Source organism: Streptomyces sp. NPDC007901 (assembly GCF_042959465.1).
GTDB lineage: Bacteria > Actinomycetota > Actinomycetes > Streptomycetales > Streptomycetaceae > Streptomyces.
This window is the reverse complement of record NZ_JBIBKW010000033.1, coordinates 42,524-59,014: the sequence shown is the minus strand read 5'-3', so window position 1 is coordinate 59,014 and position 16,491 is coordinate 42,524. Positions and strand designations below refer to the sequence as shown.

Below are 16,491 nucleotides of genomic sequence, written 5' to 3'. Positions count from 1 at the left end.
CGCTGATCGGACCAAGCGAGCTGGTGGGCCGTGCCCCGGACGGCCCAGCCTGTTCACCGGGCGGGGGCAGAGCAGTCAGCGGTGGAGGTCGATCGTGAAGCGCCTCTTGCCCGTACCGATCGTGTCGGCGTGGACCTGGCCGCGAGCCTCGCTGAATTCCCCGGTGCCGCCGGTGATCCCATTGTCGAACGAAGGCGGAGGAATCGTCGGGCGGCCGTTGGTGAGGATGCCGAAGACCATCCCCTGTACGGAGAGCTGGCCGCCCGGGAGGGTGTAGGTCACGACACACTCCTCCGCTCCGCCGTTTTCGACCGAGGTGGTGGTGCAGGTGCCGTCGGTTTCGCCTACCTGCTTTTTGTCGTCCTTGTCGAAGAGGAGTGAACGGAAGACGGTCCGGTCACCCTGGGCGGGGCTGTCGTTGGAGATGACGGGAAAGGGCGTCTGCTGGACGAGGTGGCCGATGAGCGTGATGACCCGGTGGCCGCCCTTGGCTTGAGCGGAATCGGTGTCCGTCGCGGCGGACGCGACAGGGGCGCAGGCGAGAAGGGTGACCAACGCAGTGGCCGTGCCGAGACGGGCTGCCCTGATGGGGCGCATCGTGTGGCTCCTGAGGTTGATGCTCACGGATAGTCCGGTAATGCATTCATAACCTCGGCTCTGCCGCCGCCCGGAACGCCCCGGCGTGACCCACCGGAAGATCCGACCAGTCGGACCAACCCGGGACGAGAGAAAGCCCGCCCGACCGCGCACTACGAAGATGGCGATCTACGGCTGGGGTACCAATCCGGCCCGTCGCTCGTCCCCGACCGACCGCACCGGTCCCGCATCACCGCCAACAGCGGCAATCTTGCGGTTCCCAACGACGCCGCCCTCGGGAGGGGCAGCTACTTGTGGCTCACAGTTCCTCGCACATGGGCCTGTCCGTCAAGGCAGTTGGCCAGAGGTATGAAGCGCGTCGAACACCATTTGGTCCACTGCCGAGACCCGCGCACGGTCGCCGTAGGCGAACCAGTCGGACTCTGCGATCTCCCTGGAGGCAAGTAGCGGACCGGTGTATGCGGCGGTGTAACAGATCATCCGGAACTCGGTGCGCCCGTCAGAATCCCTGCGTGTTTCGAAGGTACCGACGTGCTCCATCGTCGTCGTATCGACCCGGGACTGGAGCTCCTCGTCGATCTCACGCGCCAAGGTCTCGGCATCGGACTCACCAGGCTCCCGCTTCCCGCCCGGGAAGTAGAAGACATCCATACCGCGGTTGCGGGTCACCAACACCCGCCCGTCACGCACCAGAACCCAGGCCACTTTCTCCGGAACGACCTCGATGTTCCCCATCCCCGAACCCTACCCACCCTCTCTCCCTCGCGGTGGCGGTACTCTGCCCGTCTCGGACCCTGCCGAAAGCCCTAGGTGTTAGGAAGGTCCGCGGCCCGGGAGGCGGTCTCCTGGGCGCGCAACTCCTCCAGGGCTCGGCGCAGTTGGTCGTGGACGGTCTCGTAGCCGCCGTTGCCCAGGACGATGCGGTGGGGCGGGGAGTCCTGCCTCATGGCGTCGACGACGGCCCTGACGCCGCGGTGGGGGTCGCCGGGCTGACGGCCGTCCTGACCGACCATGGCCGCCCGCACCGTCTCCACGAACGCCCGGTAGGCCTCCACGGTCTCGGTCACCGGCTCCTCGACGAAGCCGGCGTAGGCCTGGGTACGGAAGGCCCCCGGCTCGACGGCGAGGACCTGGATACCGAACGGCTCCACCTCGGTGCGCAGCGCCTCTGTCATGCCCTCCACCGCGAACTTGGCGGCACTGTAGAAGCCGAAACCGGGCACGCTCGCGATCCCGGCGACCGAGGACATGTTGACGATCCATCCGCTGCGCCGCTCCCGCATGCCGGGAAGCACCGCGCGGATGAGGTCGACGACGGAGAAGAAGTTCAGCTCGAAGGAACGGCGTACGTCCGCCTCCGGGGAGCCCTCCACCGATCCGTACCAACCGCGGCCGGCGTTGTTGACCAGCACATCGATCCCGTCGAAGTGCGCTTCCGCGGCCTGGACCGTGTCCCGGACCTGCTGGGGGTTGGTGGTGTCCAGCTCCAGCAGCAGGATCCGCTCACGCGCCTCGGCGCCGTGCAGGTCGGCCCATTCCTTCAGCTGGCCGGGCCGCCGGGCAGTCAGTACGACGTTGTCGCCCCGTTCCAGGGCGACGTCGGCATAGGCCCTGCCGAATCCACCGGTACCGCCGGTGATGAACCATGTCTTCATGGTGTTCCTCCTTGGAGTGTGCGGGGCGGCCGTGCCTCAGGGTGCGATGACCAGGCTGCTGATCAGTGCGCCCTCGAGGGTGAAGCGGTAGTTGAGGTCGACGCTGCCGCCGGGGAAGTCGCCCTCCAGGTGCTGGGTGAGGGTGAACTGGTGGGTGCCGGTGCGCTCGGCGGCCACCGGCGTGGTGGTGTAGGTGAACTCGGAAGCGGCGTTGGCGATCCAGTCGGTGATCGAGGGGATGCCTGTGTGGGTGTGGCCCTCATCGGTCACGCTCGCCTGCGGGGTCAGGATCCCGACCACCGCGCTGGTGTCCCGGGTGTCGAGCGCGGTCACGAACTGCTGGACGGCCGCGGGCAGGGCGGTGATGTCGATACGGACAGTGCTGTCGGTCATGGGGTGCCTTACGTGAGTGATCGGGTGAGGGATCGGGTGAGGGAGGACCCCGCTGGCCCGCTGTGGGGCACAGTGGGGCGTGTGGGGCCACGGGAAGGGCGAAGGGCGTCTCAACCTGTCCGCGGCCCGGCTGAACCGCATGGACGGGCGAGCGCCTGCGCGAGGTCTTGGACGACGTCGCGGCGAAGCCCCCTGGCTAGAGGGTGAGCCCGTCCGGCAGGACGCCGGCATGCGAGGGCCCTCGTTCCGCGCTCGCGACCGGTTCACGGACCTGCGTCGCGGTGACGGGTGCTGCCGGGGTCCTGCAGAGACCACTGCCACCATTCCTTCGGCCCCAGTCCGGCGGGTGCCTGGCCTCGGTAGGGCTCGACGTAGACAGGGGTGTTCGGTTCGCTCCGCCAGCTGTCTGCGAGCGTGCCGATGCCCACCGCGTCGTGTCCGAGGACGTCCAGCAGCTGCCCGGCCTCCTCCTTGGCCTCCGTGCTGTCACGGGCGATGGGCAGGGCACTCCGGTCGGGTGACCCGGCAGGCCGGGCAAGCGTGAACAGCTGCCCGGAGCCGATGCTGTCGAACGCCTTGACCACGGTCGATCCCGGCAGGTGACGCTGCAGCAAGCCGCTGGAAGTGATCTCGTCGGCGTCGAGCTCGGCCATGTGGCCGTCGCGCTGGGGGTAGTGGTTTCCCGTATCCAGCACGATTTTGCCGTTCAGCGCGTCCACAGGGAGCCGGCTGAAGGCCGTCAGCGGAACGGATACCACCACCAGGTCGCCGGCCTGTGCCGCTTCCGCGGGTGTGGTCGCACGGGCGTGACTGCCCAGGCTGTCGACGAGTTCGGTGAGGGTTTCGGGTCCTCGTGAGTTGCTGAGGACGACGTCGAGTCCTGCGGCGACGGCCAGGCGGGCAAGGGACGTGCTGATCGCACCGCTGCCGATGAGTCCGAGTGTGAGGGGCACTGCAGTTTTCCGTTCGTAATTTCGTAGTGTTGATGTGTCCAAAGGCCCAGGGGGGGGAGCTACTGCCCCTGCGGGGCGTCCGCGCCGCGCGTGGCGTGCTCGTCGGGGCGCAGCTCCCGCCGGCATGGATTCGAGCTGCTCGGCCACGGAGGCGTAGCCGTCCGAGCCGATCACGAGCCGGTGCTGCCGGGTGTCCTCCGCCGGCGTGGCGAGGACGGCGCAAACACTGCCGCAGGGAACTCCGGACCGGTATCCGTTCCCGTCGGCGAAGGCGGTGCGGACCGATGCGAGCATCGGGCGGTGGTCGTCGAACGTCTCTTGGAGGGGTTCGTAGCGAGCGGGCAGCGCGGGCAGCGCGGTGGGGTCGCGCAGGTGGCTCATGTCGATCACGATGAGGGCTCCCCCAGGGAGAGGGTCAAGCACGTCGAGCCCGGCGGATGCACACTGGGGGAATGCCCTCCGGATTGACGATCGGCGAGTTCTCGCAGTTGACGCACCTGAGCGTGCGGACCCTGCGCCGCTACCACGAGTCCGGGCTGCTGGAGCCCGCCTCGGTGGACCCCGTCAACGGCTACCGCTGCTACACCGGCGACCAGATCCCCACCGCGCAGGTCATCCATCGGCTGCGTGAACTGGACGTGCCGCTGGCCGACGTGGCCAAGATCCTCGCCACCGGGGACGCCGCGGAGCGCGCGGACCTGGTCGGTGAACACCTGCAGCGGCTGGAGGCAGAACTGGACCGCACCCGAGCCGCCGTGACCTCCCTGCGCAACCTGCTGCGTCCCGATGACGGCGGCCTGCAGGTCGAGCTCCGCCCGGCGGCGGCCAGAACGGTCGCCGGGATCGAGGACGTCGTCGGCTACGAGGAGGTGCTCTCCTGGTACGACGGAGCGATGGCCGAACTCGACGCCGCGGTCGCCGGTCTGCCGGCATGGGGGCCGCCGGGTGGGTGCTACGCCAACGAGCTGTTCACCCGCGGCCGGGGAACGGCGCTGGTCTACCGGCCTGTGGCCGATCCACCGACCCAGGGCCGGGTGCGACCGGTGGATCTCCCGGCCGGCGAGCTTGCCGTGGTCGTCCATCACGGATCGCATGACGACATCGACGTCACCTACGGCCGGCTCGGCGCCTGGGTGGTCGACCATGCCCTCGCGGTCGACGGTCCGGTGCACGAGACATATCTGGTCGGCCCGCGCGACGACCCGGATCCGGCAGCCTGGCGTACCGAGATCGGCTGGCCGGTGTTCCGGCTCACGCCCACACCCGGTTGACAGCCAGTCCGCCACTGCGGACTCGCAGGGCGATCTCACCAGGCCTCACGGTATTCCGCACCACGGAGAATTCGAACTAGGGTTCGATTCGGAAGCTCGTGCCTTGGCAGCGATACGGTACGTCTCTTACCTGTTCGGTGAGGGCGCCGGTTTTCCCCCTGGGGTGATCTTCGACATGGATGCCTTCGCCGCCCTGCTGACGAGCCTCGGAGAGGTCGCCGGGGACGGCGCCCACCCGGTACCGGGATGATTCGGTACGCGAAGTCCTTGTTGCTCAGCCGTGGTCGGCGGACCTCTCGGAGTCGGTGCCGTGGCGGCGGGGCCGGTCGGGGCACGGGCGGGCATGCGGACGGGGAGGGTTGTGGATGCGTGTGGTGACCCGGAACGCGTGGTGGCGGTTCGGGCCCTGGGAGGAGCGGCGCGAGGCGATCCTTGCGGTTCTTGGCGGTCTGCGGCCTGATGTCGTCGGGATGCAGGAGGTATGAGGCCCGGCGACGAGAACCTCGCAGCATGGAGGTGGCCCATCGCGGACCGTGACGTCGTGCGGCTGCCGGCGGCGGTCGGCCACGACGACGGGCGTCTGGCCCTGCACGCCCTGCTGGAGGCTCCCGGGCAGCAGGTGGCGGTTCTGGCGGAGTTCGTGGCAGCCCACCGCGGCGCGGGTCCCTTCCCGCCCGTGGTCACCGGGAACTACATCGCCTGGCCGGACTCGGACGAGATGCGCCTGCTCGGTAGCTACAAGACCGCGCCCGCCGTCGCGGGCCGGGTCTCATGGACACGTGGGAGTACGCCGATCCGGCGACGTCGTCGGCCACCTGGGACAGCGCGAATCCCTTCGCCGGCCGTGGCTTCGAACCGAACGTGCGATGCGACTGCATCCACGTCGGTCCTCCTGGGCCCGGCGGCCTCGGCCGGGTCTGTTCGGTGCGACGCGCCGGGGACCGTCCCGTCGGCGGGCTCTGGCCCTCCGGCCACGCCGCGGTCGTCGCGGACCTGGCGCTCGACACCATCGACATGCCATGACGGGCGCCATCGGCCTCGCCGACCCGAAGCCGGGAAACGGACCCTTCTCTACGTTGGCGACCATGCCGGCAGACCACCGGCCAGCCGAAGTGGACCAAGACGTTGCGATACCACTGCCCGAGGAAGGGGAGGTGTGGACCGTCGGAGCGGTGATCCTCAACCAGCACGGTGAAGCCTTCGCCCAGAAACGCGGCCCCGACCGGCGCCTGTATCGTGGGACGACGACGGCGCGCTCCGGCACGAAGCCGACTATCTCGTCGAGGTCGACGGCGACTTGACCCACCCGGCGCTGGAGTGGTCCAAGCACTCCGCCTACGGCTGGTTCGGTCCCGCCGACCGTCACCGGCTCAAGGAGAACCGCTCCCCCGGAGCATTCCTGATCCATGGCCTGATCAGCAAGGTCCTACAAGACCGACCGGACGGGCGTTGAAGACACCGTGCGAATCGCAGCCATCGACATGCGGCGGCCTGAAGCGGCCTTGCAGCTGCGGACGTTCGATCCCACCTCGGCCAAGCCCCTCGACTCGCGCCCGCGGCTCAATGCCGGTGGCGCTCGGCGAGCCGCTTCAGGTTCAGCAACTGCCGTCGAGCCATGACCAGATCGCCGACCGACAGGCCGATGGCCGTCCAGCGGCCGGTCCGCATGACGACTTTGAGCAGCAGACGCGTCCTGTCGTGATCCTGCGGCACGAGGACGTACGAGAGGAAGGCGCCCATGATGGTGCCCGTCAGCTGGTGTCCGGGTTCGACCGAGACGATCCGGCCCAGCTCGCGCCCGCCGGCGGTGGTGAACTTCTCCCCCACTCGAGGCTCGGGAAGGCCGACCAGTTCACGAGGCGATCGGTGGCCCGGATTGTCGATCCAGTCGTACGCGTACGGCGCAAGCCTCACTTGTGCGACCCACGACCACACGGCTTCGGCAGGCGCCTCGACGCCCACGCCGCGCCACGCCTGCAGCGCGGGTGAGGTGACGAAGTCGTCGCACGGGTAGGACCGCGAGATCTCGGTGTCGCTCACACCCCAACGGTCACCGATCATGCAACCGTCCTCCCCCAACATCCCCGTCAGCCGGTGTTCGAAGGTTGATACGCGCGCCGGCGGATAGGACAGCCGGCTGCTCGATGAGCAGCCGGCTCAACGAACTCAGTCTGCCCTTGTCGGCAGCTCACAACCGACTTTCTTCGTTGAGAGCGGACATGGAGAAGACCGTCTCACACAGCCGACTGGAGAACGACTACCACCACAAGGAGAGAAACTGACCCGACATCGCCCGCGAGTTCGCGGGCCCCGAGGCAGGACGGGCGATGTGCCAGTTCAGGCACATCCAGTTGCAACGCCACCTGGCCCGGCAGTAACCGTGCAGGCCGCACGCTGGCCCTGGCCCACAGCTTCGGCGGTGTCGGCGAGGCCCCAAAGCGCGAAGGCTGGCCGCGTACGGGGTTGGGTCGGTGGTGACGAGGGGCCAGCCGTCCCGGCCGGAGGGGAGAACAACGCCGCCCCTGAGCCCTTTCCAACCGCAGTTTGACGTAGCCAGGTGCAGGGTGGCCGCGGCGAGGTCCGGGGCGACGGCTGTCAGGGCCTCGACCACCTTGGCGATGTAGCGGTGGACGGTGGCGGTCTCGACGTCGAACCCGGCTGCGAGCTGGGCATGAGTGTGGCCGCACCGCAGGTGGGCCAGGGCCAGCAGGCGGGAAAGGTCGCGCAGGGGTCGAGTTGGGCAGGTCGATCCCCGATGGGTGGACAGGCGCGCGAAACTCCAGCCGGACAGGCTGATCGTGGTCGACAACCCCTCTACCAGGAGCTTCACCTTTCCCCTTTTTCCCCGGACACCACCGCGGCGCCGACTCGCCGCCCAATCACCCAAGTTGAAACCACTCAGTGGGGCGTTTCACATCGTGGGCCGGAGGCGGCTCCTCCACGGAAACGCGCAGGTCAGTCGAACAGGGCGCAGTTCACCGCGGCCATCAGGGCCGCTCCGGTCTGGTGCGCCTGCTTGGTGAGAGTGGATGTGGCAAAGAAGAAGGCGGCCGTGCGATGGCCGGTGGAGTCGGTGACGTTGTAGGTCGCATAGCCGGGGACGACGCCGACGTGGTCCCAGACCGCGCCACAGGAGGTCTTCGCCGTCTCGATGCCCAACCCGTAGCCGAGCTCGTCCGGGTCGCCCGGCCCGTTCTCCGGCACGGTGGTGCGCATCTCGGCCAGTTGGGCGGCGGGCAGCAGGCGGCCCGACATCAGCGCGCCGTAGAAACGGGACCAGTCACCGGCGGTGGACACGATCGCGGCATCCGCTCCGTTGGCCGTGACGTAGTCGCCGGTGACGTCCACGTGGTCGTCGTGCTGTGGTCCGGCGTAGTTCCTGAACTCGTCGGGGACGTCCGGTGGCATGTGGGCGGCGTCAGGTTCGTAGCCGTGTGCGTGCCGGTCGTGCCAGGCGGAGCCGGTGGCGTAGAAGGTGTGCCGGAGCCCCAGGGGTCCGGCGATCCGGTCCCGCACCAGGGCCGCAAGGCTCTTACCGGTGGCCTTCTCCAGGACGGCGCCGATCGCGATGTAGTTGGTGTTGCTGTACGACCACTCGGTGCCGGGCTCGAACAGTGCCGGGTGTCTGCTCACCAGGCCCAGGATTTCCGTCGACGTCCATACGTGGGAGTCCCAGCCGGTGAGGGCCGGTACGAGGGCGGGGTCGTCGGTGTAGTCGAACAACCCACTGGTGTGGTTGAGCAGCATGCGCAGGGTGATCGCCCTGCCGTTGCGCACCTGGCCGGGCAGCCACTTGTCGACCGGGTCGGTGAGGGCGAGTCTGTGCTCGGCGACCAGTTGCAGGACGAGGGTGGCCATCACCGTCTTGGTGTTGGACGCCTCTCGCACCTCGTCGTCCGCCCTGAGCCGATGGTCCTTCTTCGTCCAGGCGGCCTGCTCGGAGATCTCGATGGGCCTGCCGTGACCGTCGTCCACCCGCACGATCACCCCAGGCACTCCTTCTTCCACCAACTTCCGCGCCAGCTCCCGCAGGTGAGCGCGTGTCTCCGCAGTACCGTCCCGTCGGACCGCCGAGAGCGTCCGAGGGCCGGCGGCCGCACTCGACGGGGTCCCAGCGAGGGGCACGACGAGGGCCGCGAACACCGCCACTGTTGCCACTGCGCGAAACCCCGTCAGTTGCGGGCGCCGTGGAACACTCACCTTCACACGCAATTCATGCTCCTTCGACAATCCGGGAAGGCCGTCGGGCTCGATCGGGGTACGAGGAGGAGAACACGGAACTCCGCGCGGCGAGTTGTCGCCCGGCACTGGGGCGAAGCCAGCTCCGGCGGGCCCTGCGCAGCCCTGGGGAAGCCTTCGGAGGATAGCCGAAGGCGGGGTGAAAAAGATGGGTATCGGTGACTGAGCTCTTTCCATGCGGCCACTGATGGGGTGACGGGATCGGTGCCCGCAACGCACGAGGCTCCGGTGTCGCCTGGGGGAGGTGTTCGAGGCCTCAACCCACAGGCAGAGGAGTCACGTTGGGTTCCGACACGCAGGCGCCCAGTACGAGGTGTCCGTCGAGGGGACGGGTCAGTCGTCGGCGAGTGCCTGGTGGACGGAGGAGACCGCGCCGGCGCCGTCGCCGACGGCGGTGGACACTCTTTTCGTCGAGCCCGCACGGAGGTCGCCGACTGCGAAGACCCGGGGTGTGCTTGTCTGGAACGGCAGGGCGGTACCGAATCGGTTGTCCGTGAGGACGAAGCCGTTGGGGTCCTTGGCCACGCCGTCCAGCCAGCCCGACACCGGGTCGGCGCCGATGAAGCAGAACAGGGCGCGGGAAGCGAGCCGGTCCCGTCGCCCGTCGGGTCTTTCGGCAACGATCGACGTGAGGGTGTCGTCGCCGCCCAGTTCGCGGATCGTGCTGCCGGTGTGGACCTGGATCCGCGCATGTGCTCGGATCCGGTCGGTCAGGTAGGAGGACATCCGGGCTGCGAGGTCGGCGCCGCGGACGATCAGATCCACGCTCGCGCCGCGGGCGGCGAGGGACAGGGCCGCTTGCCCGGCCGAGTTGGCGCCGCCGACGACCGTCACCGGCTGGTCCTCATAGCCTCGGACGTCCAGCTCGGTCGCGGCGTAGCGGACGCAACCGGTCTTCTCGAAGGTCGTCCATTGCGGCAGGTCGAAGTGGCGGTAGTGGGCCCCGGTCGCGGCGATCACCGCGCGGCACTGGATGCGTGTGCCGTCCTCCAGCAGCACGGCCGGCCGTCGCTCCTCGGAGAGGTCCAGGCCGGCCACCGCGCAGGGCGCGTGGATGCGTACGCCGAACTTGAGCGCCTGGACCATGGCCAGACGGGTCAGGCTTTCGCCGCTGACTCCGTGCGGGAAGCCCAGGTAGTTCTCGATGCGGGCGCTCTTGGCGGCCTGGCCGCCGAGCCCGGCGCGGTCCAGCAGTACGGTGACGAGACCCTCGGACGCCCCGTACACAGCGGCGGCCAGACCCGCCGGGCCTGCGCCCACCACGACGAGATCGACCGGGCGCCCGTCGGCTCGATAGGTGAGACCGAGCACCTCGGCCAGAGTTCTGGGCGTCGCGCGCCTCAGCAGCGAACCGTTGACCATAGCTGCCGGGAGGTCGTCCTCGCCGAGCCCGACCCGTCTCATCAGCGAGCGTCCGGGGTCCGAGGCCGCGTCGAGCCAGGAGTTCGGCAGGAGCATCTGCGCCGCATAGGTGCGTAGTTCGAGCGTCTCCGCGGCGTACGGCCGGCCGACGAGCTCCAGGGCGTTGCCTGCCGCCCCGCGGATCACCTCGCGCCGTTCCCTGAACGCCTCGATCAGTGTGTCGGCGATGTCGACCTGCTCGGCGAGGGCCCGGCGCAGCATCGCCGCCCGGATCCGGACGACCGTCCCGGCGGACACCACGCGGGCGGTCAGGTAGACGTGCTGACCGGTCAGCAGGTTGAGCTCGCCCAGGAAGTCTCCGGGGCCTCCCCGGTAGATCAGCCGCTCCGGCTCGATCGCCGTCGCGTCCCGGACGATGTCCACGGTCGCCGACCGGAGCAGGAACAAGTCGTAGGTGTCGTCGCCGGAGGTGTACAGATCCCGGCCGGGCTCGGCGTGCTCCGTCTCGCCGTACTCGGCGAGTCGGCGGAACTGCTCGTCGTCCAGGACCGGCCCGCGCTGTGCCGCAGCGTCGTTCACGTGAATCCTCCGAGTCGGGCTGTATCAGGCACGGACCGGAACGGGCGCCGGCTTCACCCGGGCGACGGTCATGACGTACAGGAGCAGACCCGCGGTGGTGAGGACGAAGCCGGCCCACACGGTGGACAGGGTCCCCCAGCCGGCGCCGAGGGCGATCGCGCCGCCGATCGCGCCGAGACAGTTGGCCAGGTTGAGGGCGGCCAGGTTGAGCGTTCCCATCAGGGTCGGGGCGTCCGGTGCGAAGCTGGTCAGCCGGACCTGGATGGTGGGGATGGCGAACATCATGGTCGCGCCGACGCCGAAGAGGCAGGGCAGCAGGATGAGAAAGTGGTTCCGGGTCGCAACACCGCCGCCGCCGAAGGTGACATCGTCGTCTTCCACATCGGGCTGAGGATCAACCGGCTGCGAGCGTTCTCCAGCTGGTTGCCGGCATTCATGTCGATGCCGCGCATGCTGCGTGAGCTGTCGCAGGAAAAGAGCAGCGGGCTTCTCGGTTACAAGGTGCTCTACGGCAGCCCCCGGGACTTCTACGTCGTCCAGTACTGGTCCGACAAGGAACGGCTGCTCGCCTACGCCCACCAGCAGGACAAGGAGCACCGGCCCGCATGGTCGGCGTTCAACCGACGAGGACGCGCCGGGAAGGGTCATGTGGGCATCTGGCACGAGACGTTCATCGTCCCGGCCGGCTCCTACGAATCGGTGTACGTTGACATGCCCGCATACGGCCTCGCCGCCGCGACCGGTGTCGTACCGGTCGGCCGGCGCGGCGACACGGCGGCCCAGCGGCTGCGGGCGGCAGAGAAGTAGCCGTCCGTTTCGCGAGGATCGCTCACACTGGACCGCACCGCAGTGCAGCCGAAGCTTCAGTCACGCGCCGATGGGCTGCGTAGTGGATCCAAAAGCCACGCGGCAATCGTCAGCGGCGCGACTCAGGCCGAACTGCAACGCGGCTTGGGGCCCTGGGGGCTCCGGCCCTTCAAGTACGGCAAGGTGTCGATCATTCGTCGGCGTCGGCGTCGACGCCGTAGCCGCGAGCAAGGCCGGTCAGGCCATGGTCGTAGCCCTGCCCGACGGCCCGCAGCCGCCAGCCCTCCCCTCGGCGGTAGAGCTCGGCGAGGATCATGGTGCGTTCGGTGGTGGCGGCGTCGAGGGTGGCCCGGACGGTCGGGGCCGCCCCGATCCCGCATGAGGCGGTGATCTCGATGGCACCGACGTCTGAGAAGGTCGCGGCACCGTCGACCGCGGCGGCGACGACGATCCGGTGGGTCTCCAGGGGCAGGCGCTCCAGGTCGGCGGTGATCGTCTGTTCCGTCGGACCGTCCGTGGCGAGCCGCAGGGTGGCGTCGGGGTGCTCGGGCGCGCCGTAGAAGACGAAGTCCTCGTCTCCAGGCACCTGTTCGCGAAAGTCGACCGCGAATGCGACGACGTCCACGTCGTAGGCGGTCCGCTGACGCCAGGTGGCGGCCACCGTCCAGGCCGTGCCGGTGTCGGACAGGTCGATGACCGCTCCTCGGACCAGTACGGCTGCCGTGTCCGGCCGGTCTCCGGCAGCGCTCTGTGCCGACGTGCGCAGCGACATGGACGTGGGTGGGAGGAGCCGGTCGGCCGTTGCGGCGAGAAACCCGGTACAGCCGTCCTGCACCGGGGCCATCGCAGCCAGCGCGGCGGGGGGCCGACCCCGTGTGACGGAGACCGGGTGGACGAAGGCACGCCGCCTGCCTCGCAGGGGCGTACGTACGTGCGTTGCCGCCGTCGCGGACGAAAGCGTATCGACCGTCACGCATACGAGCGGTGAGTGGAGCATTGTCCGGGGCGAGGATTGAGCCTGCCGTTACGCATACTCCCGGTCTTGGCACACCGCCTCTCGTGTCGCCCCCGTCCGTGCACCTCCCTGCGGCTGCACCTCCGTCTTGCGGGCTGTGGCGACAGCCGTCATGAGGTGTCGTCGGACCGGATCCGGCAGCGGCTCCCCCTGCACCGTCGCCACCAGGTCCGTGGCCAGGCGGTGCAGTTTGGTGTTCAGGTTCTGGGACATCGTGACCAGCACCTCCCACGCCGCATCGGCGCTCAGCCCGAAGGTGGCCATGAGTATCCCCCTGGCCAGATCGATGTCCGGGCGCGTTCGCATGGCACGGCGCAGCTGGACCACCTCGGCCTGGAGGAGCCCGTCGCCCGTGCCCTCGCCCTGCGGCTCGACTGTCGTCGGCAGCCCCGGCGGGCCGCCGGCGACGGCCGAGAAGAGTGCGTAGGTGTCGGTGAAGGTCAACAGGCGCTCCACCGCGGGACTGACGGTGGTGACGGTGATCGTCTTCCCCGCCGCGATCGCACGCGCGCGCATGGCCAGCAGTGCGTTGAGCGCGCTGCCGTCCGCGAACGCCAGTCCGCCCAGATCCAGGTCCACTCCCTGAGCCGACCGCGCGAGTGCGTCGCGCAGGGCGTGCTGGAGGCGCTGGCTGTCGTCGAGACGGTATTCGCCGCTGACGACGACGGTCACACGGTCGCCTGCTGGGCCGACCTCCGTCAGCAGAGTCGTGGTGGTCGATCGGAGCGGACGAACGCTGCTGCCCCCGCTCACGTACGGCACCTCGTCGGACGGCTTGAGCATGATCACCTCCTCCACCTGCCCTTCTCCAGCGTCATACGACCTCCATAACACGTCAAGTCATACGCGAAATTTGTTTCGTATCTTTGTCTACGTGAATAATTGGCCGTATGATTTCCACCATGGTGGGAGTCGAAGGAGTGCCCGAGCCACATACCGGCTGGACGTTTCTGACGAGTCATGCGCGCGTCCTGGCCAGCATCGCCGACGATCACAACGCTCGGATCCGCGACATCGCGGCGCGCTGCCGGCTCACGGAGCGCGCCGTCCAGAAGATCATCTCGGACCTGGAACAGGACGGATATCTCTCCCACATCCGCAATGGCCGTTCCAACCAGTACAGCATCGACCCGAGCAAGGTCCTCCGGCATCCGGCCGAGGCCGACCTGACGGTCGCCGCTCTGCTGTCGATGCTCATCAGGGACGAAGCGGAACGCCAAGGGGGGAACGTGCAGTCGGCTGAGAGTGGGGACGATCGTTCGTCCCAGGTCGGCCATTCTCATCCGGGGCCGCCTGAAGTGGTGCAATACGAGTTCCGCGGGACCCGGGTGTTCTCGGCTCACGGCGAGTACGATCCGACCTCGATCACGCTGCTTGCGGACGCGTTGCAATCAGCTGCCGAGAAATGTCCCAGGGTGGTGGTGGACACCACCGCTGTCAGCTTTGCGGACTCGACGTTCTTGAATCTGCTGATCAGCATCCACCACGCGACCGATCTGCGTGTGGTCGCGCCGCCGGCGCAATTGCGGCGCCTGCTGGAACTCACTGGGGCCGACGAGGTCCTCAAGGTGCGGGCTGATCTGGACGACGCCACGGCGTGACCGGGTCCTCCCCACCACCCTGGAACCGAGGACAAGGACGCAACGGGGCGCTCGTCGCCGCTTGAGTCAGGTGGCCGTCATGGGGAACTCGGTGTTCTGCGCTCGGGCCGACGCCTCCACCCCGCAGCCACTGGGCCCTTCTTCTGCGCGGGTGAACCACATGTACGGGCCGGGCGCCGTCAGCCACGGCGGACGCGAACCCCCGTCCGCCCGGATGACGGATTGGACCCACACAGGAAACGACCGACGAGAGGCGGAATACCCCATGGGACACGGCGGAAATGTCCTCGCGGAACTGATGACCGACCACCGTGAGGTCGAGGAGATGTTCAGCCGGATCGAAGCGATGAGCGGCGGCGGCCGGCAGCTGCGGGATCTTGTCGACGACGTCACCATCGAGCTGGTGCGTCACTCGGTCGCCGAGGAGCAGTACTTGTACCCGGCGGTACGCGAGTACATCGAGGGCGGCGACCGGCTCGCCGACAAGGAGATCGCGGACCACGGCCGGGTCGAGGAACTCCTGAAGGAACTGGAGAAGACGGACACCGACGACCCCCGGACAGGCCCGCTGCTGCACCAGCTCATGACCGAGGTCTCCGACCACGTCCAGGACGAGGAAACCAACCTCTTCCCGAAGCTGCGCCAGGTCTGCTCCCCCGAGACGCTCGACGAACTCGGGGACAAGGTCCGCCGGGCCAAGGCCACGGCACCGACCCGCCCGCACCCCTCGGCGCCGGACACTCCGCCCGCGAACAAGCTCCTCGCTCCCGGCGCGGGCCTCGTGGACCGGGCCCGCGACTTCGTCACCGGCCGCGGCAAGTCCTGAACCCCGCAGGGCCGCCGGCCGAAGGGCCCGGCTCCGGGGCGCACCACAGACGCCGAGTGCGTGGTGCGTCCCCGGAGCCAGGGCCGCGCGCTGTGACGCGGACCATCCCGTCTTCCGGACCGGCTGCCTAGGCTAGGACGCCATGGGCGGGGCAGCGCGGCTCCGCGAAACAGCTCGCGGGACGGATCAGCCGGACACCGGCGAGCGCGCTCCGGAGAGACCGACCGCCTTGTCCACTGATCTGACGCCTGTCATAGCCGCCTCCAGTCGCTGGCTCCTGGCCGCCTACCCGGCCCCCGGGGGTGCGCTCAGCAAGGCGCTGGCCGAGGCCCAGGCCGGGCAGGCCACGCTCCTCGCCGCCGCCCTGTGCTACCCCACCAGCCTTGACGTGCAGCTGCTGCATCTCCTGGCACCCAGCGGATCCGACCGTCTTGACCGGCTCACCGGTCACGATCCGCACCCCGACGACTCCGGCTGGCGGACATGGGTCGACGAAACCGTCGTCAGTTGGGCTGCCTGTCTGCTGGCGGATCCCACCCTGGCCGCGTGTGCCCATCGGGCCCTCCAGGAGACCGAGCGCCACGGCGAAGCCGGTGGCCTGCGGCGGCTCACCGCCCCGGGCGACCGGGATGCCGAAGCCGCCGCCCTGCTCCGCCATCCCGACCTGCTCGAACCCGTTGCTGCCCTGCACCGACCCCGGCTGGTGAAACTACTCAGTGTCGACGGCGCCGAGCGGCCGTGACGGTTTCACCGCGGCTCGGCCCTCGACTCCTGTGGAGGTGTGGGTTTCGCGGTGACGGGCTTGGACTCGGGGGATCCGCGTTGACGCATGGAGACCGAGAGAATGGCCATAGAGGCGACGGCCAGGAGTTCGGACTGCCGGTTCTGCAGGGTGCGGTTCCAGAAGTCGGCCGAGCTCAGGTACTGGGCCCAGGAAGCAGAAGCCGGGAGCGGCGCAGACGGCGCAGATGCTGCTCGTTGTGCACGGCCGCTGCCGGGCTGCTGATGTCGTGGGGTGGCTGCCCCGCCGCGGGCCGGGGGGATGTCGAGCCATCGGGCTAGGGCCTGGGATGTGCTCGTCCTCGCGGACGCGCCCGGTTCGGACGGTCCGCGCGTCAGCCATCGCGGTCTCCAGTGCCTGGCGAATGCGTTCAGGCGGTCGTTTGGCCACAGCGCAGTCGACGAGCTGCCCG

19 protein-coding genes and 4 pseudogenes are annotated in these 16,491 nt (G+C 69.0%); 10 read left to right on the top strand and 13 right to left on the bottom strand.

What is annotated here, in order from left to right:
* Positions 1-75: 75 nt before the first annotated feature.
* The 5 genes from ACFZDK_RS51220 to ACFZDK_RS51200 form a co-directional block, all read right to left on the bottom strand.
* Complete coding sequence (locus tag ACFZDK_RS51220; protein WP_390985026.1) at positions 76-597, bottom strand: hypothetical protein; 522 nt, start codon at positions 595-597, stop codon at positions 76-78.
* A gap of 327 nt (positions 598-924) precedes the next feature.
* Positions 925-1,332: an NUDIX domain-containing protein gene (locus ACFZDK_RS51215; protein WP_390985024.1), complete on the bottom strand. Its 408-nt coding sequence runs from the start codon at positions 1,330-1,332 to the stop codon at positions 925-927.
* 71 nt (positions 1,333-1,403) lie between these two features.
* Positions 1,404-2,252: an SDR family NAD(P)-dependent oxidoreductase gene (locus ACFZDK_RS51210; RefSeq protein ID WP_390985021.1), complete on the bottom strand. Its 849-nt coding sequence runs from the start codon at positions 2,250-2,252 to the stop codon at positions 1,404-1,406.
* Positions 2,253-2,288: 36 nt separating this feature from the next.
* The gene (locus tag ACFZDK_RS51205; RefSeq protein WP_390985019.1) at positions 2,289-2,645 is read right to left on the bottom strand and encodes a nuclear transport factor 2 family protein; all 357 of its coding nucleotides are present in this window, start codon (positions 2,643-2,645) and stop codon (positions 2,289-2,291) included.
* 263 nt (positions 2,646-2,908) lie between these two features.
* Complete coding sequence (locus ACFZDK_RS51200) at positions 2,909-3,979, bottom strand: NAD(P)-binding domain-containing protein (protein ID WP_390985065.1); 1,071 nt, start codon at positions 3,977-3,979, stop codon at positions 2,909-2,911.
* Between the two features lie 71 nt (positions 3,980-4,050).
* On the opposite strand from ACFZDK_RS51200, the gene ACFZDK_RS51195 reads away from it, so the two are divergent.
* The 5 genes and pseudogenes from ACFZDK_RS51195 (at position 4,051) to ACFZDK_RS51175 (ending at position 6,322) form a co-directional block, all read left to right on the top strand.
* Positions 4,051-4,869, top strand: a complete 819-nt coding sequence (locus ACFZDK_RS51195; protein ID WP_390985016.1) for a GyrI-like domain-containing protein — start codon at positions 4,051-4,053, stop codon at positions 4,867-4,869.
* A gap of 103 nt (positions 4,870-4,972) precedes the next feature.
* On the top strand, positions 4,973-5,119 hold the full coding sequence (locus tag ACFZDK_RS51190; RefSeq protein ID WP_390985014.1) for a hypothetical protein: 147 nt from the start codon (positions 4,973-4,975) through the stop codon (positions 5,117-5,119).
* A 115-nt stretch (positions 5,120-5,234) separates the two neighbouring features.
* A pseudogene (locus ACFZDK_RS51185) lies at positions 5,235-5,892 on the top strand (endonuclease/exonuclease/phosphatase family protein).
* Positions 5,889-6,170 (top strand): hypothetical protein, encoded by a 282-nt coding sequence (locus tag ACFZDK_RS51180; protein ID WP_390985012.1) that lies wholly within the window; start codon positions 5,889-5,891, stop codon positions 6,168-6,170. The pseudogene ACFZDK_RS51185 and the gene ACFZDK_RS51180 overlap by 4 nt, the downstream one beginning before the upstream one ends.
* Positions 6,167-6,322: a hypothetical protein gene (locus ACFZDK_RS51175; protein ID WP_390985009.1), complete on the top strand. Its 156-nt coding sequence runs from the start codon at positions 6,167-6,169 to the stop codon at positions 6,320-6,322. The genes ACFZDK_RS51180 and ACFZDK_RS51175 overlap by 4 nt, the downstream gene beginning before the upstream one ends.
* Before the next feature lie 107 nt (positions 6,323-6,429).
* Here ACFZDK_RS51175 and ACFZDK_RS51170 read toward each other — a convergent pair whose 3' ends face one another.
* From ACFZDK_RS51170 to ACFZDK_RS51150, 5 genes and pseudogenes are all read right to left on the bottom strand, one after another.
* Positions 6,430-6,909, bottom strand: coding sequence for a hypothetical protein (locus ACFZDK_RS51170; RefSeq protein WP_390985006.1), 480 nt, complete (start codon positions 6,907-6,909; stop codon positions 6,430-6,432).
* Positions 6,910-7,435: 526 nt separating this feature from the next.
* Positions 7,436-7,591: pseudogene (locus tag ACFZDK_RS51165) on the bottom strand (transposase family protein); the annotation flags it as partial.
* 233 nt (positions 7,592-7,824) lie between these two features.
* Positions 7,825-8,856: a serine hydrolase gene (locus ACFZDK_RS51160; protein ID WP_390985003.1), complete on the bottom strand. Its 1,032-nt coding sequence runs from the start codon at positions 8,854-8,856 to the stop codon at positions 7,825-7,827.
* A 585-nt stretch (positions 8,857-9,441) separates the two neighbouring features.
* Complete coding sequence (locus ACFZDK_RS51155) at positions 9,442-11,049, bottom strand: FAD-dependent oxidoreductase (protein WP_390985000.1); 1,608 nt, start codon at positions 11,047-11,049, stop codon at positions 9,442-9,444.
* Positions 11,050-11,073: 24 nt separating this feature from the next.
* Positions 11,074-11,430, bottom strand: a complete 357-nt coding sequence (locus tag ACFZDK_RS51150) for a hypothetical protein (RefSeq protein WP_390985070.1) — start codon at positions 11,428-11,430, stop codon at positions 11,074-11,076.
* Between ACFZDK_RS51150 and ACFZDK_RS51145 the strand changes: the two genes are divergently transcribed.
* A complete protein-coding gene (locus tag ACFZDK_RS51145) occupies positions 11,377-11,856 on the top strand; it encodes a monooxygenase family protein (protein ID WP_390984998.1) in 480 nt (159 codons plus the stop codon). The genes ACFZDK_RS51150 and ACFZDK_RS51145 overlap by 54 nt on opposite strands.
* A gap of 190 nt (positions 11,857-12,046) precedes the next feature.
* Here the strand turns inward: ACFZDK_RS51145 and ACFZDK_RS51140 are convergent, their stop codons facing one another.
* Both ACFZDK_RS51140 and ACFZDK_RS51135 read right to left on the bottom strand, forming a co-directional pair.
* The gene (locus ACFZDK_RS51140) at positions 12,047-12,700 is read right to left on the bottom strand and encodes a TerD family protein (RefSeq protein ID WP_390984996.1); all 654 of its coding nucleotides are present in this window, start codon (positions 12,698-12,700) and stop codon (positions 12,047-12,049) included.
* A gap of 180 nt (positions 12,701-12,880) precedes the next feature.
* Complete coding sequence (locus tag ACFZDK_RS51135) at positions 12,881-13,543, bottom strand: ANTAR domain-containing protein (protein ID WP_390984993.1); 663 nt, start codon at positions 13,541-13,543, stop codon at positions 12,881-12,883.
* A 230-nt stretch (positions 13,544-13,773) separates the two neighbouring features.
* On the opposite strand from ACFZDK_RS51135, the pseudogene ACFZDK_RS51130 reads away from it, so the two are divergent.
* The 4 genes and pseudogenes from ACFZDK_RS51130 to ACFZDK_RS51115 all read left to right on the top strand — a co-directional run.
* Positions 13,774-14,091 (top strand): annotated as a pseudogene (locus ACFZDK_RS51130) (winged helix-turn-helix transcriptional regulator); the annotation flags it as partial.
* Positions 14,092-14,100: 9 nt separating this feature from the next.
* Positions 14,101-14,472, top strand: coding sequence for an STAS domain-containing protein (locus tag ACFZDK_RS51125; RefSeq protein WP_390985063.1), 372 nt, complete (start codon positions 14,101-14,103; stop codon positions 14,470-14,472).
* 265 nt (positions 14,473-14,737) lie between these two features.
* Positions 14,738-15,298 (top strand): hemerythrin domain-containing protein, encoded by a 561-nt coding sequence (locus ACFZDK_RS51120; RefSeq protein WP_390984990.1) that lies wholly within the window; start codon positions 14,738-14,740, stop codon positions 15,296-15,298.
* 229 nt (positions 15,299-15,527) lie between these two features.
* Positions 15,528-16,040: a hypothetical protein gene (locus ACFZDK_RS51115; RefSeq protein ID WP_390984988.1), complete on the top strand. Its 513-nt coding sequence runs from the start codon at positions 15,528-15,530 to the stop codon at positions 16,038-16,040.
* On the opposite strand, the pseudogene ACFZDK_RS51110 reads toward ACFZDK_RS51115, so the two are convergent.
* Positions 16,008-16,249 (bottom strand): annotated as a pseudogene (locus tag ACFZDK_RS51110) (DUF6766 family protein); the annotation flags it as partial. The gene ACFZDK_RS51115 and the pseudogene ACFZDK_RS51110 overlap by 33 nt on opposite strands.
* Between the last annotated feature and the right edge of the window lie 242 nt (positions 16,250-16,491).